This window comes from Mesorhizobium sp. B3-1-8 (genome assembly GCF_006439495.1).
Taxonomy (GTDB): domain Bacteria; phylum Pseudomonadota; class Alphaproteobacteria; order Rhizobiales; family Rhizobiaceae; genus Mesorhizobium.
The window spans coordinates 164462-186352 of the sequence record NZ_VFTK01000005.1 but is presented as its reverse complement, the minus strand read 5'-3'; the positions used below and the strand labels follow the sequence as shown (position 1 = coordinate 186352).

General features: G+C 63.7%; 33 protein-coding genes and 1 riboswitch. Of the genes, 11 read left to right on the top strand and 22 right to left on the bottom strand.

Features of this window, described 5'->3' with window-relative positions:
* Window positions 1-2 precede the first annotated feature (2 nt).
* From FJ424_RS06965 to FJ424_RS33490, 4 genes are all read right to left on the bottom strand, one after another.
* Window positions 3-446 (bottom strand): MucR family transcriptional regulator, encoded by a 444-nt coding sequence (locus FJ424_RS06965; RefSeq protein ID WP_140648171.1) that lies wholly within the window; start codon window positions 444-446, stop codon window positions 3-5.
* Between the two features lie 354 nt (window positions 447-800).
* A complete protein-coding gene (locus FJ424_RS06960; protein WP_140648172.1) occupies window positions 801-1022 on the bottom strand; it encodes a hypothetical protein in 222 nt (73 codons plus the stop codon).
* Window positions 1003-1986 carry a DMT family transporter gene (locus FJ424_RS06955; protein ID WP_140648173.1) on the bottom strand — a complete coding sequence of 328 codons (984 nt, stop codon included), beginning with the start codon at window positions 1984-1986 and terminating at the stop codon, window positions 1003-1005. The genes FJ424_RS06960 and FJ424_RS06955 overlap by 20 nt, the downstream gene beginning before the upstream one ends.
* Entirely contained in the window at window positions 1986-2819 is an 834-nt protein-coding gene (locus tag FJ424_RS33490; RefSeq protein ID WP_181181982.1) for a hypothetical protein, read from the bottom strand. The genes FJ424_RS06955 and FJ424_RS33490 overlap by 1 nt, the downstream gene beginning before the upstream one ends.
* Window positions 2820-2931: 112 nt before the next feature.
* Between FJ424_RS33490 and FJ424_RS06940 the strand changes: the two genes are divergently transcribed.
* Entirely contained in the window at window positions 2932-3900 is a 969-nt protein-coding gene (locus tag FJ424_RS06940) for a LysR substrate-binding domain-containing protein (protein ID WP_140648174.1), read from the top strand.
* Between the two features lie 122 nt (window positions 3901-4022).
* Here FJ424_RS06940 and FJ424_RS06935 read toward each other — a convergent pair whose 3' ends face one another.
* From FJ424_RS06935 to FJ424_RS06925, 3 genes are all read right to left on the bottom strand, one after another.
* The gene (locus tag FJ424_RS06935) at window positions 4023-4481 is read right to left on the bottom strand and encodes a hypothetical protein (RefSeq protein WP_140651866.1); all 459 of its coding nucleotides are present in this window, start codon (window positions 4479-4481) and stop codon (window positions 4023-4025) included.
* Window positions 4482-4528: 47 nt separating this feature from the next.
* On the bottom strand, window positions 4529-4933 hold the full coding sequence (locus FJ424_RS06930; protein ID WP_140651865.1) for a hypothetical protein: 405 nt from the start codon (window positions 4931-4933) through the stop codon (window positions 4529-4531).
* A 263-nt stretch (window positions 4934-5196) separates the two neighbouring features.
* Complete coding sequence (locus tag FJ424_RS06925; protein WP_140648177.1) at window positions 5197-5379, bottom strand: hypothetical protein; 183 nt, start codon at window positions 5377-5379, stop codon at window positions 5197-5199.
* A gap of 144 nt (window positions 5380-5523) precedes the next feature.
* Between FJ424_RS06925 and FJ424_RS33485 the strand changes: the two genes are divergently transcribed.
* The 3 genes from FJ424_RS33485 (at window position 5524) to FJ424_RS06915 (ending at window position 8315) form a co-directional block, all read left to right on the top strand.
* A complete protein-coding gene (locus tag FJ424_RS33485) occupies window positions 5524-5691 on the top strand; it encodes a hypothetical protein (RefSeq protein WP_181166861.1) in 168 nt (55 codons plus the stop codon).
* Between the two features lie 99 nt (window positions 5692-5790).
* A complete protein-coding gene (locus tag FJ424_RS06920) occupies window positions 5791-7872 on the top strand; it encodes an ATP-dependent helicase (RefSeq protein ID WP_140651864.1) in 2082 nt (693 codons plus the stop codon).
* A gap of 140 nt (window positions 7873-8012) precedes the next feature.
* On the top strand, window positions 8013-8315 hold the full coding sequence (locus tag FJ424_RS06915) for a DUF982 domain-containing protein (RefSeq protein ID WP_140651863.1): 303 nt from the start codon (window positions 8013-8015) through the stop codon (window positions 8313-8315).
* A gap of 66 nt (window positions 8316-8381) precedes the next feature.
* Here FJ424_RS06915 and FJ424_RS06910 read toward each other — a convergent pair whose 3' ends face one another.
* Window positions 8382-9011: a sterol desaturase family protein gene (locus tag FJ424_RS06910; protein ID WP_246677167.1), complete on the bottom strand. Its 630-nt coding sequence runs from the start codon at window positions 9009-9011 to the stop codon at window positions 8382-8384.
* Between FJ424_RS06910 and FJ424_RS33930 the strand changes: the two genes are divergently transcribed.
* The 3 genes from FJ424_RS33930 to FJ424_RS06905 all read left to right on the top strand — a co-directional run bounded on the left by FJ424_RS33930 (window position 9011) and on the right by FJ424_RS06905 (window position 9912).
* A complete protein-coding gene (locus tag FJ424_RS33930) occupies window positions 9011-9217 on the top strand; it encodes a hypothetical protein (protein WP_246677166.1) in 207 nt (68 codons plus the stop codon). The genes FJ424_RS06910 and FJ424_RS33930 overlap by 1 nt on opposite strands.
* Window positions 9218-9261: 44 nt before the next feature.
* Window positions 9262-9411, top strand: a complete 150-nt coding sequence (locus tag FJ424_RS33480; RefSeq protein WP_181183373.1) for a hypothetical protein — start codon at window positions 9262-9264, stop codon at window positions 9409-9411.
* 81 nt (window positions 9412-9492) lie between these two features.
* Window positions 9493-9912, top strand: coding sequence for a hypothetical protein (locus FJ424_RS06905; protein ID WP_140651862.1), 420 nt, complete (start codon window positions 9493-9495; stop codon window positions 9910-9912).
* Between the two features lie 14 nt (window positions 9913-9926).
* Here the strand turns inward: FJ424_RS06905 and FJ424_RS06900 are convergent, their stop codons facing one another.
* Complete coding sequence (locus FJ424_RS06900) at window positions 9927-10712, bottom strand: GGDEF domain-containing protein (RefSeq protein ID WP_140651861.1); 786 nt, start codon at window positions 10710-10712, stop codon at window positions 9927-9929.
* A 369-nt stretch (window positions 10713-11081) separates the two neighbouring features.
* Window positions 11082-11591 (bottom strand): DinB family protein, encoded by a 510-nt coding sequence (locus FJ424_RS06895; RefSeq protein WP_140651860.1) that lies wholly within the window; start codon window positions 11589-11591, stop codon window positions 11082-11084.
* 61 nt (window positions 11592-11652) lie between these two features.
* On the opposite strand from FJ424_RS06895, the gene FJ424_RS06890 reads away from it, so the two are divergent.
* Both FJ424_RS06890 and FJ424_RS06885 read left to right on the top strand, forming a co-directional pair.
* Entirely contained in the window at window positions 11653-12345 is a 693-nt protein-coding gene (locus tag FJ424_RS06890; RefSeq protein WP_140651859.1) for a glutathione S-transferase family protein, read from the top strand.
* Window positions 12308-12664 carry a DUF1905 domain-containing protein gene (locus FJ424_RS06885; protein WP_246677165.1) on the top strand — a complete coding sequence of 119 codons (357 nt, stop codon included), beginning with the start codon at window positions 12308-12310 and terminating at the stop codon, window positions 12662-12664. Before FJ424_RS06890 ends, FJ424_RS06885 begins: the two co-directional genes overlap by 38 nt.
* 3 nt (window positions 12665-12667) lie before the next feature.
* Here FJ424_RS06885 and FJ424_RS06880 read toward each other — a convergent pair whose 3' ends face one another.
* On the bottom strand, window positions 12668-12934 hold the full coding sequence (locus tag FJ424_RS06880; RefSeq protein WP_140651858.1) for a hypothetical protein: 267 nt from the start codon (window positions 12932-12934) through the stop codon (window positions 12668-12670).
* 125 nt (window positions 12935-13059) lie between these two features.
* Between FJ424_RS06880 and ndk the strand changes: the two genes are divergently transcribed.
* Window positions 13060-13482, top strand: coding sequence for a nucleoside-diphosphate kinase (ndk, locus tag FJ424_RS06875; RefSeq protein ID WP_041010781.1), 423 nt, complete (start codon window positions 13060-13062; stop codon window positions 13480-13482).
* A gap of 57 nt (window positions 13483-13539) precedes the next feature.
* On the opposite strand, the gene FJ424_RS06870 is transcribed toward ndk, so the two are convergent.
* From FJ424_RS06870 to FJ424_RS06855, 4 genes are all read right to left on the bottom strand, one after another.
* On the bottom strand, window positions 13540-13884 hold the full coding sequence (locus FJ424_RS06870; RefSeq protein ID WP_140651857.1) for a DUF190 domain-containing protein: 345 nt from the start codon (window positions 13882-13884) through the stop codon (window positions 13540-13542).
* 31 nt (window positions 13885-13915) lie between these two features.
* Window positions 13916-14338 (bottom strand): fluoride efflux transporter CrcB, encoded by a 423-nt coding sequence (gene crcB, locus FJ424_RS06865; protein ID WP_140651856.1) that lies wholly within the window; start codon window positions 14336-14338, stop codon window positions 13916-13918.
* A 3-nt stretch (window positions 14339-14341) separates the two neighbouring features.
* Window positions 14342-14734, bottom strand: coding sequence for a fluoride efflux transporter CrcB (gene crcB, locus FJ424_RS06860; RefSeq protein ID WP_140651855.1), 393 nt, complete (start codon window positions 14732-14734; stop codon window positions 14342-14344).
* A 97-nt stretch (window positions 14735-14831) separates the two neighbouring features.
* A riboswitch (Fluoride riboswitch) is annotated at window positions 14832-14894 on the bottom strand.
* Between the two features lie 40 nt (window positions 14895-14934).
* Entirely contained in the window at window positions 14935-15390 is a 456-nt protein-coding gene (locus FJ424_RS06855; protein WP_140651854.1) for a MarR family winged helix-turn-helix transcriptional regulator, read from the bottom strand.
* 64 nt (window positions 15391-15454) lie between these two features.
* Between FJ424_RS06855 and FJ424_RS06850 the strand changes: the two genes are divergently transcribed.
* Entirely contained in the window at window positions 15455-15934 is a 480-nt protein-coding gene (locus tag FJ424_RS06850; RefSeq protein ID WP_140651853.1) for a cupin domain-containing protein, read from the top strand.
* Window positions 15935-16211: 277 nt separating this feature from the next.
* Here FJ424_RS06850 and FJ424_RS06845 read toward each other — a convergent pair whose 3' ends face one another.
* The 7 genes from FJ424_RS06845 to FJ424_RS06815 all read right to left on the bottom strand — a co-directional run bounded on the left by FJ424_RS06845 (window position 16212) and on the right by FJ424_RS06815 (window position 21703).
* Window positions 16212-16481 carry a hypothetical protein gene (locus FJ424_RS06845; protein WP_140644528.1) on the bottom strand — a complete coding sequence of 90 codons (270 nt, stop codon included), beginning with the start codon at window positions 16479-16481 and terminating at the stop codon, window positions 16212-16214.
* Between the two features lie 178 nt (window positions 16482-16659).
* Entirely contained in the window at window positions 16660-17073 is a 414-nt protein-coding gene (locus FJ424_RS06840) for a YbaY family lipoprotein (protein WP_140651852.1), read from the bottom strand.
* Between the two features lie 134 nt (window positions 17074-17207).
* Entirely contained in the window at window positions 17208-17687 is a 480-nt protein-coding gene (locus FJ424_RS06835; protein ID WP_140651851.1) for a molybdenum cofactor biosynthesis protein MoaE, read from the bottom strand.
* A gap of 1 nt (window position 17688) precedes the next feature.
* The gene (gene moaD / locus FJ424_RS06830; RefSeq protein WP_140651850.1) at window positions 17689-17946 is read right to left on the bottom strand and encodes a molybdopterin converting factor subunit 1; all 258 of its coding nucleotides are present in this window, start codon (window positions 17944-17946) and stop codon (window positions 17689-17691) included.
* 5 nt (window positions 17947-17951) lie between these two features.
* Entirely contained in the window at window positions 17952-18548 is a 597-nt protein-coding gene (pgsA, locus tag FJ424_RS06825) for a CDP-diacylglycerol--glycerol-3-phosphate 3-phosphatidyltransferase (protein ID WP_040984724.1), read from the bottom strand.
* 309 nt (window positions 18549-18857) lie between these two features.
* Entirely contained in the window at window positions 18858-20942 is a 2085-nt protein-coding gene (gene uvrC / locus FJ424_RS06820) for an excinuclease ABC subunit UvrC (protein WP_140651849.1), read from the bottom strand.
* Complete coding sequence (locus tag FJ424_RS06815) at window positions 20939-21703, bottom strand: SDR family oxidoreductase (RefSeq protein WP_140651848.1); 765 nt, start codon at window positions 21701-21703, stop codon at window positions 20939-20941. The genes uvrC and FJ424_RS06815 overlap by 4 nt, the downstream gene beginning before the upstream one ends.
* Window positions 21704-21891 lie beyond the last annotated feature (188 nt).

Sequence of the window (21891 nt, the reverse complement as noted above, 5' to 3'; positions counted from 1 at the left end):
CCTCAGGCCTTGGCCTTGCGCTTGCCCTTGCCCGCGTCGCCGCCGGCTGGCTTGCGGCCGAGGCCGGAGGATTTGGCCAACGCCGAGCGGGTCGCCGAATAGCTGGGCGCCACCATCGGATAGTCGGCTGGCAGACCCCATTTCGCGCGGTATTCGTCCGGCGTCAGACCATGGTCGGTCGCGAGGTGGCGCTTCAACGACTTGAACTTCTTTCCATCCTCCAGGCACACGATGTAGTCGGGGAAAACCGAGCGCTTCGGGTTGACGGCGGGCGTCAGAGCCACCGCCTCCTTGACAACGCTGCCGCTGGCGAGCTTGCGAACCGAGGCGCTGACGCTGGCGATCAGATCAGGCAGGCCAGAGGCGGGGAGCGGATTGTTGCCGACATAGGCCGAGACAATGTCGGCGGTCAGCTCGATTGCGGTCTTGTCGTCGATGTTGGACAATTTTTTCACCTTCTGCTGGCCCTCAAATCGCCAGCTCTTTTTTAAGACTTTCGTCGGTGTATCGAATTGGACCTGTCCCCCAACGGACCGTCCATAGTCAGTAAATCTACGAAACTCAATACCGGGCGATGTTTCTACGCGAACTGGAAACGCGCAAGTTAGGAATTCTAATAGCTATAGCCAGCGTTTTATAGCTCGGGCGGTCCGCCTGGATGCGCAAAAGGCGCTATAGCACTTCGATTCGCCGTGAAAGTTGCTGAAAAATCAAAGTTCAGGGCAAGTTCCGGCACGGCCGCGATAATCTGCCGTCGGATAATCGAACATGCGCGATTCGGCGGCCCCATGGCAAATCGGTCATTTGGCGGCGACACCGCGCCTGAGTTCCGCGGGCGGCTTGTCCGCGAGGATCTCCAGCACGCGCTTCCAGCGCGCGCAGCGGCCGAAATCCTTCTGCTCGATGGCCTTTTCGGCCTTCATGGCCGCATAGAGCGGCGCCTCCGCACCAAACTCCCTGACCAGCCAGTACGCCTCCTGCCTGGCGCGGCGTTCGTCATCGTCAACGGCCGTCTTGGACATCGTTCCGGGTCTCCGTACCTTCGACGCCGACCGCAAGGCAGCTGCCGATGACGAGGACGGCGCCGGCAACCGCCGTCATCGACAGGCTTTCGCCCGAGAGCGTCAGCAGAAATGTGGAAGCAATCGGCGTCAGATAGGCGACGACCGCTATCCTGCCGCCATGATCGAGCTTCGCCGCGCGCGACCAGAAATAATAGCCGAGCCCCATCGGGCCGGCACCGAGATAGAGGCCGAGCAGAAGGTGAGCGCCGGTCGGGCGCACGACGCCGTCATGCAGGCACCAGGCAAAGGTGAGCGCGACGCCGATCAGCGCCGAGGGCAACAGCAGGCGCTCCGGCGACACGGCAAGGCGGCCGACGGCGAGCGAGTAAAAGGCCATGCAGAGCGCCGAGCCGAAAGCGGCAAGGTAGCCGACGAGGCTGCCGCCTTGGAACCAGGTCTGCGCGCGGCCGCCCGAAATGACCAGCGCCACGCCGACGAAGCCGAGCGCCGCCGCCAGCCCGAGCAGCAGCGGACGGCGCGGACGGCCAAGCAGGATAACCGCCGCGGCGGTCATCAGCGGCCAAGTGTAGGCGACGAGGTTTGCCTCGATAACCGGCATCGAGGCGAAGCCGATATATTGCAGCACCATCGTGCCGACCAGGCCCACGAAGCCGACAAGGTAAGCGGCAAGCGCGGATCCACCTTCCCCGACAAGGGGGAAAGGAGGAGTGCTCGTCAGCCGGATCAGCGCGAAGACCATGGCCGCGCCGCAAAACTGCAGAAACTGCACTTGCGACACCGGATAGAGGGCAAGCAGCGTCTTGCCGACCAGGGCGTTGGTGGCCCACAGCGCCACGGCGCCGAGGGCGAAGGCCAGGGCCGCCCCGGGGGCGACGCTGGAACGGTTTTGACTTTCCGGCGCGACCGGGCCGAGGCTCAGAGACCTTGACAGCGGCTGACGGTCGACCGGGTCGTGGCTCATTACCACGACTCCCTCGCCGCGCCGGAAACCGCTTCCGCCGTCGGCTGCGGCACGGGATGCTCCTCGGCATGGCGGCGGTAGGCTGGCAGCTGGTTGGTCCAGACATCCTCCGCCAGTTCGTTCACCCAGGCACGGTCATGGTCGTTGTCGGCGGCAAGGTAGAACATGCGGTTATCGTCGACATAGGGTTTGATCGCCGAGCGCTGGTTGAGCACCAGCGTGACGCGCTCGCCGAGCTGGATCGGCGCGGTGCGGTGGAGCACGCCAAGGAACTGGCCGAGCGTGGCATAGTTCATCTTGTGGTCGATGCGCATGATCTTGTTGCGCGGCAGATCGCGGCCGGATTCCAGGATCGAGCGGCCGGTCTCGGAATCGTCGCAATAGATCTCAAGATGGCCGCCGATGAGCGGGTCGCTGATCGACAGCGGAATGAGCTCGGTCACCGGAACGCCGTCGCAATGCCATTCGACCGCACCGTCTTTCGGATTCATGAAGGTGACGGTCGAGCCGACGATCGACAGTGGATACGGCTCGAGCTTGGTGCCCATCATGTCGGACAGTCTTTCCAGGCGCAGCTTGTCGTGCAAAAGCTCCTTGATCTCTGGAATAAAGCGGTCGGCGCCGGTGATGAAGGTGAGGTCGAGGTGCTTGTGCACGGCATGGCTGGCCTTCAACTTCAGGGCGGCTTCCTCGATGGCGGCAAGCAGAGCGGGGTCGTAACCGTGACGATACTGGGCGACGCCGAAACCAGACACTTTCCAGGACGTCTCATGACCAATGATGGCCTCGCGACTCATTGCGCAACGCAGTTCGGGAATTGTATGGGCGTTCATTCTACTTTCTCCAAGGTGGGGGCAACACTTGGTTAACAGTCATTTAAACGCCTACCCCTGTAAATTTAGGAATGCTGGTGGTAGCGTAAGCCCAGCTTAAGGACGAAACCCCGTGCGGCTGCTCAGTCAAGTCAACCTCAACTCGCTGAAAATCGTGGAGAGCGCCGCGAGGCACAAGAATTTCACGCGTGCCGGCGAAGAGCAGTTCATCACCGCTTCCGCCGTCAGCCAGCGCGTGAAGAGCCTGGAGGATCAGCTTCGCTTCAAGATCTTCGAGCGCGGCGGCAATGCCGTGTCGCTGACGCCGGAGGGTGAGACCTACGTGGCGCGCGTCCGCGAGGCGCTGGAGCGGATCGTGGCGGCCAGCATGGAGGCTACGGGCCAGTCGCAGGCACATGTGCTGCGGATCTGCGTGCTGCCGACTTTCGCCGCGCGCTGGCTGTTCCCGCGGCTTTCGGCCTTCCAGCGGCAATATCCCGACATCGAGATGCGGGTGTCGACCTCTTACGCCACGCATGAATTCTCAACCTCGGAATACGATCTCGAGATCCGATATGGCGACGGCAACTTCCCCGGCCTCACCTCGGAACTGCTGTTCAAGGAAGACCTGACACCGGTCTGCAGCCGCAAGCTCTTCCACGATGTGCTGGGCGACAAGCCGCTGTCGAAGGTGACGCCGGAAGACCTGCGCTATTTCACACTGCTGCATTCCGACACCTGTACGCAGAACTGGCAGTCGTGGCTGGGCTTTGCCGGCGCGAGCTTCGTGCTTGGCGAAACCAGGAGCGTCTATTTCGATAGCTGCATGATGTCCTACGAGGCGGCCAATGCCGGAATGGGCTTTGCCGTCGCCAACCGCGCCTACATGGCAAGCGATATCCGCGCCGAACGGCTGGTGGCTCCTTTCGCGGTCCACCATCCCAATACGGCGGGCTGGTATTTCGTGAGCCCGATCAAGGCGCTCGGCGCCCGCAAGGTGGAGCTGTTCAAGCAGTGGCTCATGTCCGAAGCGGCGCTGACGCAGCGCCAGCTGGACATCGAGATCGCCGGCGGACAACAAGCGCGCTCGGCGGTGGCGTGAGGCCCCACGAATGCGCGCTGGAACGAATCCAGCACCAGCCGCGCAAGATATTCCGCGAAAGTGTGGTCGCTGGTGCTGATAAGGTTTCCATCGGCATCTCGAACAGAGATGCTCGAACCCTTTTAATACTGCGTCGCCATCGGCTTTCGCACACTTGACATCGAGTACCTGTCGATCGACGTACCACAGCCATCTATTATATTGGTTGTTTGCTGGTAGGCGCCGTCAGCATCCGGATGCTTCCGCGGATAGATTAGGGTAACAGCAAATCCACGCGTCCCAGACAGGACAGTCAAAAAAGGACTTGTCATGAACGGATGATCCCATCGCTCGACGGCGCAGCAATCGGGGTTATCTTTTGCGTATTCGCCTGCGGCAGCGGCGCCGGAAATTGCGCGGGGAAAATCCGACTCCCGGGCTTCCAGAATGAGCGCGCTCTCAATCAACGCAGCGTCGGATGCGATCTGGCCCGTTTCACCGCAGTACCCATTCAACCCACCGGAATACCACGACGCCGCTGCCAATACGGCCAATAGAATTGCTGTAGTTGCCAACGCGCCCAATGCAAGCTTCCTAGTCATCCATGCCTCGATATTGAGAATGCGCCGATGCGGCCGGCGATTGCCGGCTACCAATGCTCTTGCATGTCTGTCTCAATGCCCCTGGTCTCCAATATTCGGCCATCCGCATCGATCGCGACTTCGCGGAAGTAATATTCCGGTTTCGGCGTCCTTTCGATGAGATAGCTCATCTGCACGATTGAGACGCCGTCTTCGTAAAGGCGCGCCGGAAACCGCAGCCACTCGTGATTGGAGTGACTGACGATGCAGCAGCCGGGGTTGCTTGACAGCAGTTCCTCGGCGGAGGCGTAGGCGATCGCCCCAAGCTCAACTCTTACCACATCCTCGGCAGCGATCGAGATGAGTTCCCGGTCGCCGAGATGTTGCTGATGGTTATACGCGACCGTCCAGATGACCGGCCCAGCGACGGTGAGCGCGGCGAGAGCAAGGGCAGTTGTTGCAACAGTCTTCATAGTTGGCTCCGATCGCGCGTCACCCAAGGCAGCACCAGAGACCCCACAATGGTGGAGCCTTGCAGAATTTCGGGATTTTCCGGTGATTTGCTCGAGGCTGTATAGCCGGCTACCGCGATCGCACCATGACGCAGGGTCGAGACTCAGCTATCTTTGGTCCCGCGGCGGGCCTGATTTTCCCGCTTGGCCGGCGCTATCAGCTTCCTCCCAAGCAGCGCCGGCCTTCTTCGTTTCAGGCTGACGACAATTCAGCCCGCCCTGCCCTATTGCTTCGGCGCTGTACCCTGCTGGTCGCCGCCGGTGGTCGATTTCGGCACCGGGTTCTTGTCGACCTGAGGGTTCTGGTTGACTTCAGCGCCCGGCGCCTTGGTGGGTTGCACGCTGTTGTCACAGGCGACGAGCACGAGCCCTGCCGCAAGAGCCAGCAGCACAGGAAGCTTCTTCATGACAAGCTCCTCTCGTTTGCTCCTTGATCTCAAGGGCAACGAAGCGGTGGCGGTTTGGTTGCGTGGCGCGGTTTGGTTGGCTGGAGGGGAACCAACCTGCGCGCGCCCGGTTGAGACCCGATCGAACCGCATAAGGAGATGGCCATGATCCGCTTGCTGTTAACAGGGCTGTTTGCCTACACCGCCTACCGCGTCGCTATCAGGATCATCGATGAGGTTCCCGGCGATGTCGCACCGCTGGACATGCCGGGCGACGAGAGACGCGCGCTGCGGCGACAGTCGGCGGCGATGGGAGTCGAGCCGAAGCGGTAGAATCTCCCCTTCTGGGGAAGATCGTCTGTCGCGTCGGCTTTCGCCAATCTCCAGCGCCATACCCGTTGCGAACAAAGCGGAAACGATGCTTGATGGGCGATGAACATCGCCGCTCGTGATTCGTCCTTCGAGGCGCCCGCCTATCTTGGCCGGCTGAACGACGAGCAGCGGCTGGCGGTGATGCATGGCGACGGCAAGGTGGCCGCGCCGCTGCTGGTGATCGCAGGTGCCGGTTCCGGCAAGACCAACACGCTGGCGCATCGCGTCGCCCATCTCATCGTCAAGGACGCCGATCCGCGCCGCATTCTGCTGATGACCTTCTCCCGTCGCGCCGCTGCCGAGATGGCCAAGCGCGTTGAGCGCATCGCCGGCGAGGTGCTGGGGCGCGACGCGGCCATCATCGCCGACGCGCTCGCCTGGGCCGGCACTTTCCACGGCATCGGCGCGCGACTGCTGCGCGATTATGCCGAGCAGATCGGCCTCGATCCGGCCTTCACCATCCACGACCGCGAGGATTCCGCCGACCTGATGAACCTTGCGCGGCACGAGCTGGGATTGTCTAAAACCGAAAGCCGCTTCCCGACCAAGGGCACCTGCCTGCAGATCTATTCGCGGGCGGTGAATGCGCAGGCGCCGCTGGGTGAAGTGCTGGGCTCGGCCTTCCCGTGGTGCGCGGCATGGGCGGACCAGCTCAAGGCGCTGTTCGCGGCCTATGTCGAGGCCAAGCAGGCGCAGAACGTGCTCGATTACGACGACCTGCTGCTCTACTGGGCGCAGATGGCGGCGGAGCCGGAGATCGCCGCACATCTTTCCAGCCGCTTCGACCATGTACTGGTCGATGAATACCAGGACACCAACCGGCTGCAGGCCTCGATCCTTCTGGCGCTGAAACCGGACGGCGCGGGCTTGACCGTCGTTGGCGACGACGCGCAGTCGATCTATTCCTTCCGCGCCGCGGAAGTGCGCAACATCCTCGACTTTCCAAGGCAGTTCGCGCAAGAAGCGGCGGTCGTCATGCTGGAGCGCAATTACCGCTCGACCGAGACGATCCTGGCCGCGGCCAACAAGGTGATCGGCGAGGCCAGCGAGCGCTTCACCAAGAATCTGTGGACCGAGCGGCGGTCATCGCACAAGCCGCAGCTGGTCAGCGTGCGCGACGAGGCCGAGCAGGCCAATTATGTCTGCCAGGCGATCCTGGCGGAGCGCGAGGCCGGCACGGCGCTGAAGGCGCAGGCGGTGCTGTTCCGCACCTCGAGCCATAGCGGGCCGCTGGAGGTCGAGCTCACGCGCCGCAACATCCCTTTCGTCAAGTTCGGCGGCCTGAAATTCCTCGATGCCGCGCATGTCAAGGACATGCTGGCGATGCTGCGCTTCGCCGAAAACCCGCGCGACCGCGTCGCCGGTTTTCGGGTGCTGCAGCTCATGCCGGGCATCGGCCCATCCGCCGCCTCGCAGATCGTGGACGCCATGGCGACATCGCTGGACGAGACGCTGGGCCTTGCCCGCTTCCGGCCGCCGCAGCGCGCCGCTCAAGATTGGCCGGTCTTCCTCGACATCTATGGCGGCTTACGCGCCGGCGCCAAATGGCCGGCCGACCTCGAGCGGATCAGGCTCTGGTACGAGCCGCATATGGAACGCATCCATGAAGATGCGATCACGCGCCGCGCCGACCTCATCCAGCTAGAACAGATCGCATCGACCTATCCGTCGCGCGAGCGCTTCCTGACCGAGCTCACCCTCGACCCGCCCGACGCCACCAGCGACCAGGCCGGGCCGCCGCATCGTGACGAGGATTACCTCATCCTGTCGACCATCCATTCGGCCAAGGGCCAGGAGTGGAAGAACGTCTTCGTGCTCAACACCGTCGACGGCTGCATCCCGGCCGATCTCGGCGTTGGCACCAAGGAGGACATCGAGGAGGAGCGGCGCCTGCTCTACGTGGCGATGACCAGAGCCAAGGACAGCCTGCATCTCGTCGTGCCGCAGCGTTTTTATCCGCACAACCAGCCGGCGCGCGGCGACCGCCACGTCTATGCCTCGCGCACCCGCTTCATTCCGGCCTCGATGCTTTCGGCCTTCGAGCAGTCGTCCTGGGCAAGCGCCGCGCTCAAGGACGACCCGCGCCAGAAGCCGGGCGTCAAGGTCGATCTCGGCTCTCGCATGCGCGGGATGTGGAAATAGGCCGCCTGCCCGACGGATCACGTCCAGTACGGAAAAATCGGCGGGCGCGGAACCACTCGCCGCAAGCCGCGTTGTGTGACGGCCTCCCTCCAGACCGGAGGCGGCAGCCTCCGCTTCCACAGCCAATAGACGAGGTCCGAATGTACGACAGGATGTTCTTTACCCCGGTCGCCCTCAGCGTCGGCGCGGGCCACAAGCGCATGATCGCTTCGCTGTTCGACATGCATGACTTCCTGACCGAGTTTCCGCCGTCGCGCCGCCGCCTCAGCTACGGCGCCGCGGTGAAGGCCTGCGAGGCAGCGCGCAGTGGAGAAATCCCGGCCGAGGCGGCGCGCGATGCGCTGATCACCTTCGCGGTGACGGCGGGGGTGCTCTGGCCCTCGGAGCAGCCGGTCGTCTCGGTCAAGCCGGTGGCGCGCGGATATGGCGGTTTCGCCGGCTGAGTTTTACGGCAAAGGACTACCTTTCCCGCGAAAAACCCGCCCTCAGTGGCGGGCTTTTCCGTGCCGTCATTCCGGCTTGGCGGCGACCGGCGCGGCCTCAACGATCGGCGCGGCCGGTTCGGCCGCGGCGACGAAGGGATAGACAAGCTGCTGGTGATAGAATTGCGGCACCGGCTCGTCGACGCCGTATTTTTCCGGCATTCGTTGCGGCATGAACAAGGTGCCGCCGATCAGGTCGAGAAAGGGCAACTGTCCGGCGAAATTCCTGTCATAGGCCTGGCGTTCGTTGGCATGGTGCCAGTGATGGAACTGCGGCGAGGCAATCAGCCATTTCAGCGGCCCGAATTTGATGCGCGTGTTGGGGTGGATGAACACCGACTGCCAGTGATAGATCAGCACGTAGATAAGAACCGCCTCGCCGGAAAAACCCAGCGCGAACAGCGGCAGGAACGAAGCCGACTTGGTCAGGATCTGGTCCACCGGGTGCACGCGGTGGGCGGCCAGCCAATCCATCTCCTCGATCGAGTGATGGATGGCGTGAAAGCGCCACAGGAACGGCAGCGCGTGAAAGGCGCGATGGGCAAGGTAGAAGCCGATATCGGCGATGAGCAGAGCCTCGATTGCCTGCAGCCATAAAGGCTGCGACTGAACGGCGGCGGTGAGCGCTTCGGGAACGAAACGCTGCACCACAAGCATTGCCGCGCCGACCACAGCAACATGCCGAGCTTGATGACGATGCCGTTGAAGAGCAGATAGACGACGTCGTTCAGCCAATGCCGGCGCGTCGCCGATTGCTCGGCATGCAGCGGCGGAAGCTGCTCGAGCGGAATGAAGATGAGGGCGATGACCAGCACCGCCTTGAAATCGATAAGGTCGAACACGGTCGCTCGCGGATCGGCTGAGGCCAGCCTCCGACACTAGCCGCCAAAGGATGAACGGACCGTTGATGGCGCAGAGCATGATGCCGAAAAGCGTGAAGCGGTTTTCGGGCGACATCATGCTCTATCTCTTTGATTCAGAGCCGGATTCAGATTTCAGGTCGAACAGACCTGAAATCATCGGCTCTAGGCATGCGCGGCGCCGCGACACCCCATGAAACTTTTCGAGCGCTGCGTGAAACACCGCACGGACCGCTCGCGTTCACCATGTCAGTGCGGACGCGCGGCAAGGAGGGCGGATGTTTCTCGATCGCGAGCGTTTCAAGCCGGCGGCCGAAATGCGGCTCGGCCGGGACAGATCGTCCATCCGGGTGACGATAACCGATCCCACGGTGTGCGAACTCGGCGAAGCCGTCTATGCCTGGATCACCGCCGGAGGCAAGCCAGTCAGGATCGGCACCTGCGGCGCGTCGGCCGGCAAGCGCCTGCTTTCCTATCCCGGCTATATCAACCGCAGCCTTGCCGGCCGCGGCGGCGCGACGCCGAAATGGGAGGCGCTGAAGTGGCTGAACCTGCTCACCGAACACGGCATGCTGACGGCGGTGGTGCACCAGCCGGAGCCGACCACGACCGCGGCGGGCCTGATCAGGCCCTATCTCGATGTCGAGCGCCAGTTGATCCGCCAGCACAGGCCACTGCTCAACCGCAGCCACCGTTGAAACGTCATCCTGATCTAGTGGACCGTGCCGGCGGCGTCGCCCGCCAGCCCGCCACGCGGGCTCTCGAAGCTCACCTGGTCGCGGCCATTGGACTTGGCCTTGTAGAGATGGCGGTCGGCGACCTCGAACATGTCGTGGTAGGTGGTCGGGCCGCGGAAGGCGGTACCGCCGATGCTCACCGAAAGCGGCCAGGGCCGCCCGCCGGGTGCAAACTCGGCCTCGCGGATGCGGCGCCTGATGGATTCGGCGACCAGGAAGGAGCGCGCGGCGTCGGCGCCGGGCAGGAAGACCGCGAATTCCTCGCCGCCGATACGCCCGACGATGTCGGCGCCGTGCAGTTGCCCCTTGATCGTCGCCGCGATCAACCTCAGCGCCTGGTCGCCGCAATCGTGACCGAGGCGGTCATTGATCGACTTGAAGTGATCGGCATCGACGATCAGCAGCGCGCCGGCATCGGCGACCGTCTGGCCCCGCGCCCGCTCGAGATAGGCCTCGACCAGCATCGAGAAGGCGCCGCGGTTGAAGACCGCCGTCAGGCTGTCGGTCGCGGCAATGACGCTGAGTTCCTTCTGCGTGATCGCCAGCTGGCGCATCTTCCACATCAGGAAGAACAGGAAGGAGCCGCCGAGGACAAGCGGCAGGAACAGGTCCGTGAGTTGCGCCCACAGCAGCGCCTGCGGCGACAGGGAGGGGAAATTGAAGGAATCGACGAAGAAGGCGGCGGCAATGAAAAAGGCGGTGCCGGCGGCGGTGACCACCACGACCCTGCCCCAACTCGTGGGGGACAAATCGATGCGCATGTCATTGCTCCCACTGCAACTGGTTTATTGTGCAGCGCGAGCGCAAAAGAAGTCCTAACATATTAGCTTCAACGCAAGTGTGGTTAACACGCCGTCGGCATCGCCTTTAGTGACGGGCTCTCCGGCTGGCCGGAGGTTCTCGTCAGCGCGCCGCCGCAGCCGGCGACGCGGTAGGAGAATGCCGCGGAGCCTCACGGCCGGTTCGACACTCCCGGTTGGCCGTTGCCTTGACTTTTCTTAAATTTGGAAACTTCTCAATAACAACCCGGCCGCAAACTCAGCCATTCATGGGCAATGCAGCCCGATATGCCACTTGACCGGCTATTGCCGGATAACTCGCGCCGAGCACTTCTTCCGGCCAACGCGCTTTCAGGCGTAGGCGCGACCTTCCTCGGAGCGCTGGAACAGCGCAAGGTCGAGCGGCACCGAGGGTCGGCCGAGTACCGTGAGCAGCATATGCGCCTGGCCGCGATGGTGGGTCTGGTGGTTGAAGAAATGGCTGAGCGCAGGCGAAAGGCGCTGCGAGACGGTGCGCATGTCCACCGTCATGTAGGAGAAACGGCCGGTGATCGCCTTGTCGCCCATCCCTGTCACCCAGTCGACGACCCTCCTGTCCTCGGCCTCGCGCGCCAACCTCAGGGCCGGCAAGGCGTGGTAGAGTATGGCGGCGGTGTTCGAGGGCGCGTCGCCCTCGCCGGTGAAACGCTTCATCCAGACGCGGTCGACGGCGAGCAGATGGTTCAGCGTGCCGAGCATCGAGCCGAAGGCGGCGCCGACGTCGCGACCGAGTTCGTTTTCGCCAAGATCGGCGGCGGCATCGTAGAGGCGGCCATTGGCCCATTGATTGTAGGCCGCAAACATCATGAAATGCTGCTTCATTCTTCCCACCCGGCTTAACCCGAATCCAGCCCCTTCGTAACCCGCAGCAACGGACCCGCCAATGACCATTCTGCTTTACGACCTTGTCGGCCATGACACCGCCCGCCCCTTCAGCCCGCATTGCTGGAAGACCAAGATGGCCTTGGCGCATAAGGGGCTTGCCGCCACCAAGGTGCCGACGCGCTTCCTGGAGGTGCCGAAGGTCGAGGGCGGCGTATCGAAGACGGTGCCGGTGATCCGCGACGGCGAGCGCGTGATGGCCGATTCCTTCGCCATCGCGCTCTATCTCGACGAAGCCTACCCCGAACGGCCGACGCTGTTTTCCGGCGAAGGCGGCAAGGGGACGGCGCGCTTCATCGAGCGCTGGTCGCAGTTCACCATCCACCCTTATATCGCGACGGTGGCTCTGACCGATCTGCATGCGATGCAGGACGAACCGAACGCTGCCTATTTCCGCGAGAACCGCGAACAGCGCTACGGCAAGCGCCTGGAAGACGTCGTGGCCAATCGCGAGGCCGGGCTCTCGGCCTTCCGCGCCGCGCTGGAGCCGCTGCGCTCGACGCTGACCTACCAGCCCTTCATCGGCGGCGAGGCGCCGCTGTTTGTCGATTACATCGTGTTCGGGGCGCTGCAATGGGGCCGCATCGCCTCGCCTTTCCAGTTGCTCGACGATGCCGACGGCATCGCGCGCTGGTTCGAGCGCTGCCTCGACCTGCATGGCGGGATCGGCCGGCAGGTCGCGGCTGCGGCGTGAGCGCCGCGAGCGCTGGACTGCCATGCTGCGCTATGAGATGCGGGCCGAGATCTGGGTCTATCCCGGCAAGGGAGGTTGGCATTTCATGACGCTGCCGACGGACGTCGCGGCGCGGATCAAGGCGGCGACGGCGGGGCTGGCGCGCCCTTGGGGCTCGCTCGGCATCACGGCGACGATCGGCAAGACCAGGTGGCAAACGTCGCTCTTTCCCGACAAGCCGTCCGGCAGCCTGCTGTTGCCGATCAAGGCCTCGGTGCGCCAGCAGGAAGGCCTCAAGGCAGGCGATGGGCCTACAGTGACCGTTGAGATCGAGCTTTAGCGCCTATTTCTGGGGCGCCTTGGTCGTCTTGCCGTTGTCGACCAGCTTCACGCAAATCGGGTCGCCCTCGCCCATGCGCGTGCATTGCCATTCCGGGCCGAAGCCGAAATTGTGATCTCGCGGCGGCAGGGCCAGCAGGACGAAGATGATCACGGCGCACATGACCGCCATGAGAACTATGCCTGCCATGTCGCCGCGTCTGAGATAAGGCCGGTTCATCGCCTCGGGCTCCGCCGCCGCGGCGCTCCGGACTTCGCGCCCGAGGCGCATGCAGCCGCCTGATTATCCCGCAAACGGCTCGCCTTGACCAGAAGCCGCCTCCCCTTGGCAAGCCGCCGGGCGACTTGTATAGAGCCCGCCACTCCAATTTCCATTCCCACAACAAGGACGACCTTATGGCGATCGAACGCACCTTCTCCATGATCAAGCCGGACGCGACTAGGCGCAACCTCACCGGCGCCATCACCAAGATGCTGGAAGATGCCGGCCTGCGCGTCGTCGCATCGCGCCGCGTGTGGATGAGCCGCCGCGAGGCCGAAGGTTTCTACGCCGTGCACAAGGATCGCCCGTTCTTCGGCGAACTGGTGGAATTCATGTCGTCGGCGCCCACGATCGTGCAGGTGCTGGAGGGCGAGAACGCCATCGCCAAGAACCGCGAAGTGATGGGCGCCACCAACCCGGCCAACGCCGCCGAGGGCACCATCCGCAAGGTGCATGCGCTGTCGATCGGCGAGAACTCCGTGCATGGCTCCGACGCGCCGGAGACCGCCGCGCAGGAGATCAAGTACTGGTTCTCGGACACCGAGATCGTCGGCTGAGCCTGTAGGTCGAAATCTGGAAAAGGGTCGGCGCTTCGCCGGCCCTTTGTTTTTGGGTCAGTCGCCATCGCCATAGCGGATGACTTCGACCTTCTCCCTCGTGATCAGGCAGCTCTTCTTACTCGTCAGCGCCTTGATCTCGGGGATCAGCGCATCGATCTTCTCCGCCGCGTCGACAATCTCGACGACGATCGGCAGATCCTGCGACAGGCGCAGGATCTTGGCGGAGTGCAGCACGCTCGAACGGCCGAAGCCGAGCGGGCCCCTCAGCACCGTCGCGCCCGCCATGCCGGTCTCGCGCGCCTTGATGACGATCGCCTCGTGCAGCGGCTTGCCGTCCGCCGCCCTGTCGTCCTCGCCGAAGAAGATCCTGAGCAGCGCGCATTGCGTGGGAAGTTCCATGTTTTTCCTCCCTTATCGCCTGTTGGCCCAATCACCTGTCGACCGGCAAGCGGTTGAGCCTGGACGCCATGAGATAGCCCAGCCACGCCGCGGCGAGCGACAGGCCGACCACACTGATGAGATAGGTCGCGGCTAGCGGCCAGTCGCCGTCGAACAGCAGGATAAATGTATCGAGGCTCATCGCCGAAAACGTGGTGAGGCCGCCGCAGAGGCCGGCCATGACGAAATTGCGGCTGGCCGGGCCGACCATCAGGCGCCCGTCCGGCCCGGTCAGCGTGGCGAAGGCCGTGATGACCCACGAGCCGACGACATTGACGAAAGCAGTCGACCAAAGCGCGTTCATGCCGAGCAGCGAGACGATGACATAGCTCGACAGGAAGCGGGCCAGCGAGCCGATCGCCGCGCCACAGCCGACCGCCAGATAGAGCCGCATCGCCATCTGGCTGTCGGTCATCGCTCAGCCCACTACCCAGGCGACGGCCCAGAAGCCGAGCGCGACGAACAGCACGCACAGCACTGACGAAGCGACGACGTTGAAGGCGGCGAGCCGTCCCTCGCCGTCGAGCGCGAGGTTGAGCGTCTGCAGGCAGAAGGACGACACCGTGGTGTAGCCGCCGAACAGGCCGACGACGATCAGGTCGCGGACGAGATCGCCGGCGAATACGCCGCCGACAGCCCGCGCCGCGCCTGCGAAGGCGCCGATGGCCAAGGCGCCGGAAACGTTTACCAGCAACGTGCCCCAGGGAAAGGTCTCGCCGATGGTACGGCCGACCACGCCGGAGAGGAAAAAGCGGGAAATGCCGCCGAGGAAACCGCCGATCAGGACCAAGGCGCAAGCCGCAAGGGTCATCGCTTCAATGCCTTTCCAAACGCGATTCCGCATCGGAATCACTTCACGAAATCAGGCATGATGCGAGCGGGAAAACAAATCCTGCCGCGCGAGAGCACGCCTGGCAGGAGTCATCAGCCCATAAGGGCGGTTTCGGGGGAACCCCATCCCCATTTTCGAGGGAGCCTAGGGAGTCGAGGCGGCGCGGTCAATTGGTGCCCTCAGCGGATCAGCGGCGTGTCCCAGAGATCGCCGAGCAGCGTCTTCAATTCCTGGAAGCGCTTCGGCCCAAGCTCCTCGGCCCATTCCCGCTCGATGTCGAGCAGGATGTCCGCCATCTTCTGGTAAGCGGCCCTGCCCCTGTCGGTGAAGTTCACGACGGTCCCACCGGCATCGTCGGGCGCCGCGCTGCGGATGATATAGCCCATCCCCTCCAGCGTCTTCAGCAACTGGTTCATGGCCTGCTTGCTCATCGCGGCCCGCTCGGCAAGCGCGCTCGGACGCATCCCGTCCGGTCCTGGATACTGGATCACGGCCATATGCGGCGGGCTCAAATCGTCGAAGCCGGATGCCCGCAAATCCCTGATCAGCTTGCGGTGGATGGCCAAGGCCGGCACGCGCAGCAGCGCGCCGATCAATGGCGGTTTTTTCGGAGGATCGTCCGTGGATTGGGGCATTGACATGCTGGTAAATTGAGTTTACTCATTTCGGTAAATTCGATTTACCATATGGGAGGATGGAATGCTAGGAAAAGCCAGCAATGTGCGCGTCAATCCGGCGGAAGAAACGATCGGCGATGACGGCGGCCTCGCCATTCGCTTCCTGCTCACCGGCGACCAGTCCAACGGCAGCATCGCGGCCTTCGAACTGACCGTGCCCGGCTCGCAGCGGCTGCTCGCCCCGGCGCACAGCCACGACCACTACGAAGAAACGATGTACGGCATCGAGGGCGTACTGACGCTCACGGTCGACGGCCAGAGGCACGAGGTCGGGGTGGGACAGGCTCTCTGCATTCCGCGCGGCGCGGTCCATCGCTTCGACAACAACACCGCGGAAACCGCCAAAGTGTTGTGCGTGGTCACACCCGCGGCGATCAGCCCGGACTATTTCCGCGAGGCCTTTGCCATTTTTCGCGCCGGCGGCCCGCCGGACCGGGCCAGGATCATGGACCTGATGCGCCGCTTCGGCCTGACACCGGCGGCGGCGGCGCCGCAGGCTTGAGTTCCTGGCGCAAATCGAACTGGGCTGAATGGAACCCGGACAGACCTCAACTCGCGCCAAGCAAATCAAACCGGCAGGCTTGGGAAGGATAGCGGTCGTTCGATGGCCGAACGGGATTTTTATTCGCGCTGTTGACGCGGTCCGGCATGCTAGAGCGTTTCACCATTTCCTGGAAACGGCGAATAACTCTTTGTTTCACGCAATTCCGGACGGAAAACCGCGTCCCACTTTCCTGGAATTGCTCTTAAAACCCGCCGGCCCCCCCGGCGGGCAGACGTCATTTGGCTTGACGGTCTTTCACATTCGCATGGGCGTTCGCCGCCTCGGTATCGGTAGACGGCGTCTTCGTCTCCTCGCCGGCGAACGGACTGCCCTGTCCAGGCGCAAGGTCGCCGCTGTGGCCGGCCTTGTTGGTCTGGAAAGGCTGGCTGTCGGGGCTGAGGCCGTGCTGCGTGGCGTTGAACAGGTGATCGTCCGCCCTGGCAAAACCGGCCAAGGCGATCAGCGATATGCTTGTGACTGCGAGAAAGAGCGTGTGCTTTTTCATATCTGGTCTCCTTTGAGTGCCAGATCGATCCGCGCATTCGGTCTGGCGGTTAAGTGAAGGGACATCGTCCCTTTGCCTGCCCGCCATCTGCATAAGTCAACGCCTGGCGTTGCCGGCTTATTCCGGCGAACACGGTTTCGAGGCTGAAAAGTCGCACGGTCAGGCGCGGCGCACGACGTCAGCGCGCCATTTTCAGCAAAACCGTCTGCGGCCTGCTCGCCAGCGGATCGAGCTGGTGACGTGTATCGGTAACGAACATCAGCCGCTCGCCGACCGTGATGCGGGCCTGCAGAGTATAGGTCCGGCCCTTCTGGATAGCCTTGGGGTCAAAGCCGATGTCGAATTTGATCGGCACCTGGCCGGTGGGCGCTATCCTGCGCTTGGCGATCACGGTCGCCGGTGCGTCTGCCAGCGAGACGTCGGCGAGCTCGACCACGAGCACGGCATCGGGCGGCAGGGCGACGCGTTCGCGATAGGTCACCTCGCCTGCGATCGTCTTTTCGCCGGCATTGGTCACTTCCGGCACGGCAAGCACGCCGACGACCAGCGGCACCAGCCCGAAGATGAAGAACTCCGCGATCCTGTCCAGCATGAGATTGCTCCGCCAAGCAAATCAAACCGATTGGCAAGCTTGGGAAGGATTGCGGTCGTTCGATGGCCGAACGGGAGTTTTTTCTGACGCATGTCGTTGCCCCAGAACCGCTGCACACTTCTGGGCGACATGCATTATTCGCCTTGTTTCTTCCAGCGGTCCGCAGCTTGATCGTCGGCTTCCTTGGCTTCGACCCAGCCGCCTTGAGTTCCGTCGGCGAGATGCTCCTTCTTCCAGAAGGGCGCGCGCGACTTCAGGTAATCCATCAGGAAATTCGCCGCCTCGAAGGCCGCCTGGCGGTGCGACGAGGCCGCGACCACCAGCACGATGCTTTCGCCCGGCGCTATCTTGCCATGGCGATGGATGACGGTGAGCCCTTGCAGCGGCCAGCGCTCGAGGGCTTGCGCGGCGATGCGGCCGATCTCGGCCTCGGCCATACCGGGATAGTGCTCGAGCTCGAGCACTGACAGCGCACCCTGCTCGTCGCGGCAAAGGCCGGAGAAGGTGACCACTGCGCCGATATCGGTCCGGCCCTCGGTCAGGTCGGCGATCTCGGCGGCGACGTCGAAATCCTCGCGCTGGATGCGGATGGCGGGCACCACGGCGCCGGCCATCTCAGCCCCCGGTCATCGGCGGAAACAGCGCGATTTCGCGCGCGCCCGCTATCTTCTCGCGGTGGCCGACATGTTCCTGGTTGATGGCGACGCGGATGACGTCGGGGTATTGCAGCGCGTTCTCATACTCCTCGCCGCGCGACTTCAGCCAGCGCAGCAGATCGGCGACCGTCTCGATGCCGGAAGGCAATTCGACGTCCTCTTCCGGCTTGCCGATCCGCTCGCGCACCCAGGCGAAATAGATGAGCTTCGTGGGCATTGTCTTCACTCGTCCATGATGTGCTTGAGGCCGGCGCGGAAATAGTCGTAGCCGGTGTAGAGCGTGACGAGCGCCGCGACCCACAGCAGCACCAGGCCGATCTGGGTGGTCAGCGGAAAGATCTTGTCGCCGGCCGGGCCGACCAGCAGGAAGGCGATGGCAACCATCTGGATCGTGGTTTTCCACTTGGCGAGCTGGGTCACCGGCACCGACACCTTCAAGGCGGCCAGATATTCGCGCAGGCCCGAAACCAGGATCTCGCGGCACAGGATGATGATGGCCGCCCAGAGCGACCAGCCGGCGATGCCGCCATGGCGGTCGGTGTCGGCGGCAAGCAGGAGCAGGCAGGTGGCGACCAGCAATTTGTCGGCGATCGGATCCAGCATCTTGCCGATGTTGGAGGTCTGCTGCCAGGCGCGCGCGAAATAGCCATCGAAGTAATCGGTGATGGAGGCCAGCAGGAAAATGACCAGTGCCGACCAGCGGGCGAAGTCGGACGACTTCAGATGCCCCTCGAGAAAAAAGCACAGCACGACCAGCGGCACCGCGACGATGCGGGCATAGGTGAGGATGTTCGGCAGGTTGAACGCGCGTTGTGCCATGTTGTCTCGGGAAATCTCCTCCGCCAGACGTACTCAAATCAGAAGCGAATGTAGGGGGTCAACAGGCGAGATTCGATTGGACAGGGAAAAATGCCACGGATGCGTCGAGAACAAGGACGATGCAGACGTCTGATCGCCGGGGCGAGCTATCGCGGACCTTCGAGATTAGCGGAGGTCTCTGTGCGTTCGTCATCCACGGGCGAAGCGGACGCGCCTAGGATGACGAAGTCGCGGGTTCTCCGCCAATCTTCTGACTAGAGTTAGCCAGCGCAAGTCTCTTCAACCTTCCGTGCCCGACCCTTAGCCCTCTCAGCTCTCGTGGAAGTGATTGTAGACCAGCTTCGCCACATGCTCGGAAATGCCGTCGACTTTGACCAGGTCCCCGACCGCGGCGCGGCTGACCGCCTTGGCGGTGCCGAAGGCGAGCAGCAGGGCGCGCTTGCGGCCCGGGCCGATGCCGGCGATCTCGTCGAGCGGGCTTTTGACCATCTCCTTCTTGCGCCGCGCCCGGTGCGAGCCGATGGCGAAACGGTGCACCTCGTCGCGCAGGCGCTGGACGAAATAGAGCACCGGATCGCGCACTGGCAGCATGAAGGAGTCCCTGCCCTTGACGAAGAAGCGCTCGCGGCCGGCGTCGCGGTCCGGGCCCTTGGCGATGCCGATGGCCACCACCCGGTCCTCGACGCCGAGATCGGCGAGGATCTGGCGCACCGCCGTCATCTGGCCCTGGCCGCCGTCGATCAGGATGACGTCCGGCCAGGCCGGGAAGCCGCCATTGCCGGCGACCAGATCCTCCTCGCCTGTTTCGTCCTCGACCGCCGGGCCGGGCTGAACGTCGCCATGTTCCTTGAGCAGCCGCGAAAAGCGCCGCTGCATCACTTCGCGCATCATGCCGAAATCGTCGCCCGGCGTGATCTCGGTCGAGCGGATGTTGAATTTCCGGTACTGGTTCTTCACGAACCCCTCCGGCCCGGCGACGACCATGGCGCCGACCGCATTGGTGCCCATGATGTGCGAGTTGTCGTAGACCTCGATGCGCACCGGCGGTTTTTCCAGGCCGAAGGTCTCGGCAAAACCCTTGAGCAGGCGCGCCTGGGTCGAGGTCTCGGCCAGCCTGCGGCCGAGTGCCTCGCGCGCGTTCTGCAGCGCATGGTCGGTCAGGTCCTTCTTCTCGCCGCGCTGCGGCACCGAGATGGATATCTTGCGGCCGACATGGGTGGAGAGCGCCTCGGCGAGCAGTTCCTGTTCCTGCGCGGTCTGCGACAGAAGCAGCGCGCGCGCCGGCAGTTTGTCGTCATAGAACTGCGCCAGGAACGAGCCCAGCACCTCCGCCGGCTCCAGCGCCGGATCGGCCTTGGGGAAATAGGCGCGGTTGCCCCAGTTCTGGCCGGTGCGGAAAAAGAACACCTGGATGCAGGTCTGGCCGCCTTCCTGGTGGATGGCGAAGACGTCGGCCTCTTCCACCGTCTGCGGGTTGATGCCCTGATGCGCCTGCACATGCGAGAGCGCCGCAAGACGGTCGCGGTAGATGGCGGCGCGCTCGAAATCGAGCTCCTCCGAGGCCTGCTGCATGGCGGCCGAGATTTCGGTCTTCACCTTCTGGCTGCGGCCGGAAAGGAAATCCTTCGCTTCTTCGACCAGCTCGGCATAGCCCTGATGCGAGATCTCGCCGGTGCAGGGACCGGCGCAGCGCTTGATCTGGTAGAGCAGGCAGGGCCGCGTGCGGTTCTCGTAGAAGGAGTTGGTGCAGCTTCGAAGCAGGAAGGCGCGCTGCAGCGAATTGATGGTGCGCCCGACCGCGCCGGCCGAGGCGAAAGGGCCGAAATAGTCGCCCTTGCGCGAGCGCGCGCCGCGATGCTTGTAGATGCCGGGCGAGACATGGTCGCCGGTCAAGAGGATGTAAGGAAACGACTTGTCGTCCCGCATCAGCACGTTGAAGCGGGGCCTAAGCCGCTTGATGAGGTTGGCCTCCAGCAGCAGCGCCTCGATCTCGGTGCGGGTGACGACGAACTCCATCGTCGCCGTCTCGCGCACCATGCGGCCGATGCGGGCGGTGTGGAACCGCCCCTGAGCATAGTTGGTGACGCGCTTCTTCAGGCTGCGCGCCTTGCCAACATAGAGCACGTCGCCGGCGGCGTTCATCATGCGGTAGACCCCGGGCTGGTTGGGCAGCCGCTTGACGAAGGTCTGGATCACCTCGGCGCCGACCATGCCGTCGGCGTCGCCGGCATGAGGCGTCCAGTCTATGGCCGTGAAGGCGACGTCAGGCCCGGTCGGGATCGACTCCGGCTCGACGATCTCCTCCGCCGCCTCGTCCTCGATGTCGAGATCGACATCGGGCGGCAGGTCGTCGGCGGCGCCGTTTCTTTTATGTCTTTGGGCTGCGGGACTCATTCCACCATGCCTGTCACATCGGGCGTCTGCCACGCAAGATGCTGGCCGCCGTCGAGCGCGATCATCTGGCCCGTCACCGAGCGCGCCTGCCAGAGATAGCGGATCGTGGCGCCGAATTCGGGCAATTGCGGGCCGCGCTTCAGGATCAGGCCATCGACCTGCTTGCCGAAATCATCGTCGTCCTGTCGCTTGTTCTTCAGTGTCGGGCCCGGGCCTATGGCGTTGACGCGGATGCGCGGTCCGAGCGCCTGCGCCAGCATCTCGGTCTGCGTCCACAGCGCCGATTTCGACAGCGCATAGGAGAAATAGCGTGGCGTCGGCCGCCAGACGCGCTGGTCGATGATGTTGACGATCAGCCCCTCTTCGCCTTCAGGCAGGGCGCGGGCAAAGGTCCGCGCCAGAAGCGCCGGCGCCTTCACATGGATGGCGAAGTGGCGATCCCAGGCCTGCCAGTCGAAATCCTCGACACGATCGTCGACGAACAGGGAAGCGTTGTTGACCAGCAGCGTGACAGGTCCGAGCGCCGCTTGCGCGCGACCGACAAGGCCGGCCACGGCTTCCATGTCAGTGAGGTCGGCGGCTACCATGGCGGCGCGGCCGCCTTCGCCCGCGATCTTCTCCGCCAGCGCCTCGGCCTCGTCGCTTGACCGGTTGGCGTGGATGGCGACAGCAAAGCCATTGGCGGCAAGGTCCTCGACGATCGCCTTGCCGATCCGTCTTGCTCCACCCGTCACCAGCGCGACAGCCGTGGCTTGTCTCATCTTGTCAATCCTCAATCGGCTTCACGATTCCGGGAAGCCGGCACAATATGACGGGCCAAGCGTTAAATGCCATTTCCACCTGGGGCAAGAATGTGGCGAAGCCGCCCGGACGCGCGTCCGCCCCGCCGGATTCGGGGCACCGTTCCCGGCAATATATGTCGCCGGAGCCCTTGAACCAAGCGGTGTGC

Excerpts from the sequence above, each read along its gene's own strand:
- FJ424_RS06960 (WP_140648172.1), bottom strand. The coding sequence starts at position 1,022 with ATGTCCAAGACGGCCGTTGACGATGACGAACGCCGCGCCAGGCAGGAG.
- FJ424_RS06955 (WP_140648173.1), bottom strand. The coding sequence starts at position 1,986 with ATGAGCCACGACCCGGTCGACCGTCAGCCGCTGTCAAGGTCTCTGAGC.
- FJ424_RS33490 (WP_181181982.1), bottom strand. The coding sequence starts at position 2,819 with ATGAACGCCCATACAATTCCCGAACTGCGTTGCGCAATGAGTCGCGAG.
- FJ424_RS06935 (WP_140651866.1), bottom strand. The coding sequence starts at position 4,481 with ATGACTAGGAAGCTTGCATTGGGCGCGTTGGCAACTACAGCAATTCTA.
- FJ424_RS06930 (WP_140651865.1), bottom strand. The coding sequence starts at position 4,933 with ATGAAGACTGTTGCAACAACTGCCCTTGCTCTCGCCGCGCTCACCGTC.
- FJ424_RS06925 (WP_140648177.1), bottom strand. The coding sequence starts at position 5,379 with ATGAAGAAGCTTCCTGTGCTGCTGGCTCTTGCGGCAGGGCTCGTGCTC.
- FJ424_RS33485 (WP_181166861.1), top strand. The coding sequence starts at position 5,524 with ATGATCCGCTTGCTGTTAACAGGGCTGTTTGCCTACACCGCCTACCGC.
- FJ424_RS06920 (WP_140651864.1), top strand. The coding sequence starts at position 5,791 with ATGAACATCGCCGCTCGTGATTCGTCCTTCGAGGCGCCCGCCTATCTT.
- FJ424_RS06915 (WP_140651863.1), top strand. The coding sequence starts at position 8,013 with ATGTACGACAGGATGTTCTTTACCCCGGTCGCCCTCAGCGTCGGCGCG.
- FJ424_RS06910 (WP_246677167.1), bottom strand. The coding sequence starts at position 9,011 with ATGCTTGTGGTGCAGCGTTTCGTTCCCGAAGCGCTCACCGCCGCCGTT.
- FJ424_RS33480 (WP_181183373.1), top strand. The coding sequence starts at position 9,262 with ATGGCGCAGAGCATGATGCCGAAAAGCGTGAAGCGGTTTTCGGGCGAC.
- FJ424_RS06905 (WP_140651862.1), top strand. The coding sequence starts at position 9,493 with ATGTTTCTCGATCGCGAGCGTTTCAAGCCGGCGGCCGAAATGCGGCTC.
- FJ424_RS06900 (WP_140651861.1), bottom strand. The coding sequence starts at position 10,712 with ATGCGCATCGATTTGTCCCCCACGAGTTGGGGCAGGGTCGTGGTGGTC.
- FJ424_RS06895 (WP_140651860.1), bottom strand. The coding sequence starts at position 11,591 with ATGAAGCAGCATTTCATGATGTTTGCGGCCTACAATCAATGGGCCAAT.
- FJ424_RS06890 (WP_140651859.1), top strand. The coding sequence starts at position 11,653 with ATGACCATTCTGCTTTACGACCTTGTCGGCCATGACACCGCCCGCCCC.
- FJ424_RS06885 (WP_246677165.1), top strand. The coding sequence starts at position 12,308 with ATGGCGGGATCGGCCGGCAGGTCGCGGCTGCGGCGTGAGCGCCGCGAG.
- FJ424_RS06880 (WP_140651858.1), bottom strand. The coding sequence starts at position 12,934 with ATGCGCCTCGGGCGCGAAGTCCGGAGCGCCGCGGCGGCGGAGCCCGAG.
- ndk (WP_041010781.1), top strand. The coding sequence starts at position 13,060 with ATGGCGATCGAACGCACCTTCTCCATGATCAAGCCGGACGCGACTAGG.
- FJ424_RS06870 (WP_140651857.1), bottom strand. The coding sequence starts at position 13,884 with ATGGAACTTCCCACGCAATGCGCGCTGCTCAGGATCTTCTTCGGCGAG.
- crcB (WP_140651856.1), bottom strand. The coding sequence starts at position 14,338 with ATGACCGACAGCCAGATGGCGATGCGGCTCTATCTGGCGGTCGGCTGT.
- crcB (WP_140651855.1), bottom strand. The coding sequence starts at position 14,734 with ATGACCCTTGCGGCTTGCGCCTTGGTCCTGATCGGCGGTTTCCTCGGC.
- FJ424_RS06855 (WP_140651854.1), bottom strand. The coding sequence starts at position 15,390 with ATGCCCCAATCCACGGACGATCCTCCGAAAAAACCGCCATTGATCGGC.
- FJ424_RS06850 (WP_140651853.1), top strand. The coding sequence starts at position 15,455 with ATGCTAGGAAAAGCCAGCAATGTGCGCGTCAATCCGGCGGAAGAAACG.
- FJ424_RS06845 (WP_140644528.1), bottom strand. The coding sequence starts at position 16,481 with ATGAAAAAGCACACGCTCTTTCTCGCAGTCACAAGCATATCGCTGATC.
- FJ424_RS06840 (WP_140651852.1), bottom strand. The coding sequence starts at position 17,073 with ATGCTGGACAGGATCGCGGAGTTCTTCATCTTCGGGCTGGTGCCGCTG.
- FJ424_RS06835 (WP_140651851.1), bottom strand. The coding sequence starts at position 17,687 with ATGGCCGGCGCCGTGGTGCCCGCCATCCGCATCCAGCGCGAGGATTTC.
- moaD (WP_140651850.1), bottom strand. The coding sequence starts at position 17,946 with ATGCCCACGAAGCTCATCTATTTCGCCTGGGTGCGCGAGCGGATCGGC.
- pgsA (WP_040984724.1), bottom strand. The coding sequence starts at position 18,548 with ATGGCACAACGCGCGTTCAACCTGCCGAACATCCTCACCTATGCCCGC.
- uvrC (WP_140651849.1), bottom strand. The coding sequence starts at position 20,942 with ATGAGTCCCGCAGCCCAAAGACATAAAAGAAACGGCGCCGCCGACGAC.
- FJ424_RS06815 (WP_140651848.1), bottom strand. The coding sequence starts at position 21,703 with ATGAGACAAGCCACGGCTGTCGCGCTGGTGACGGGTGGAGCAAGACGG.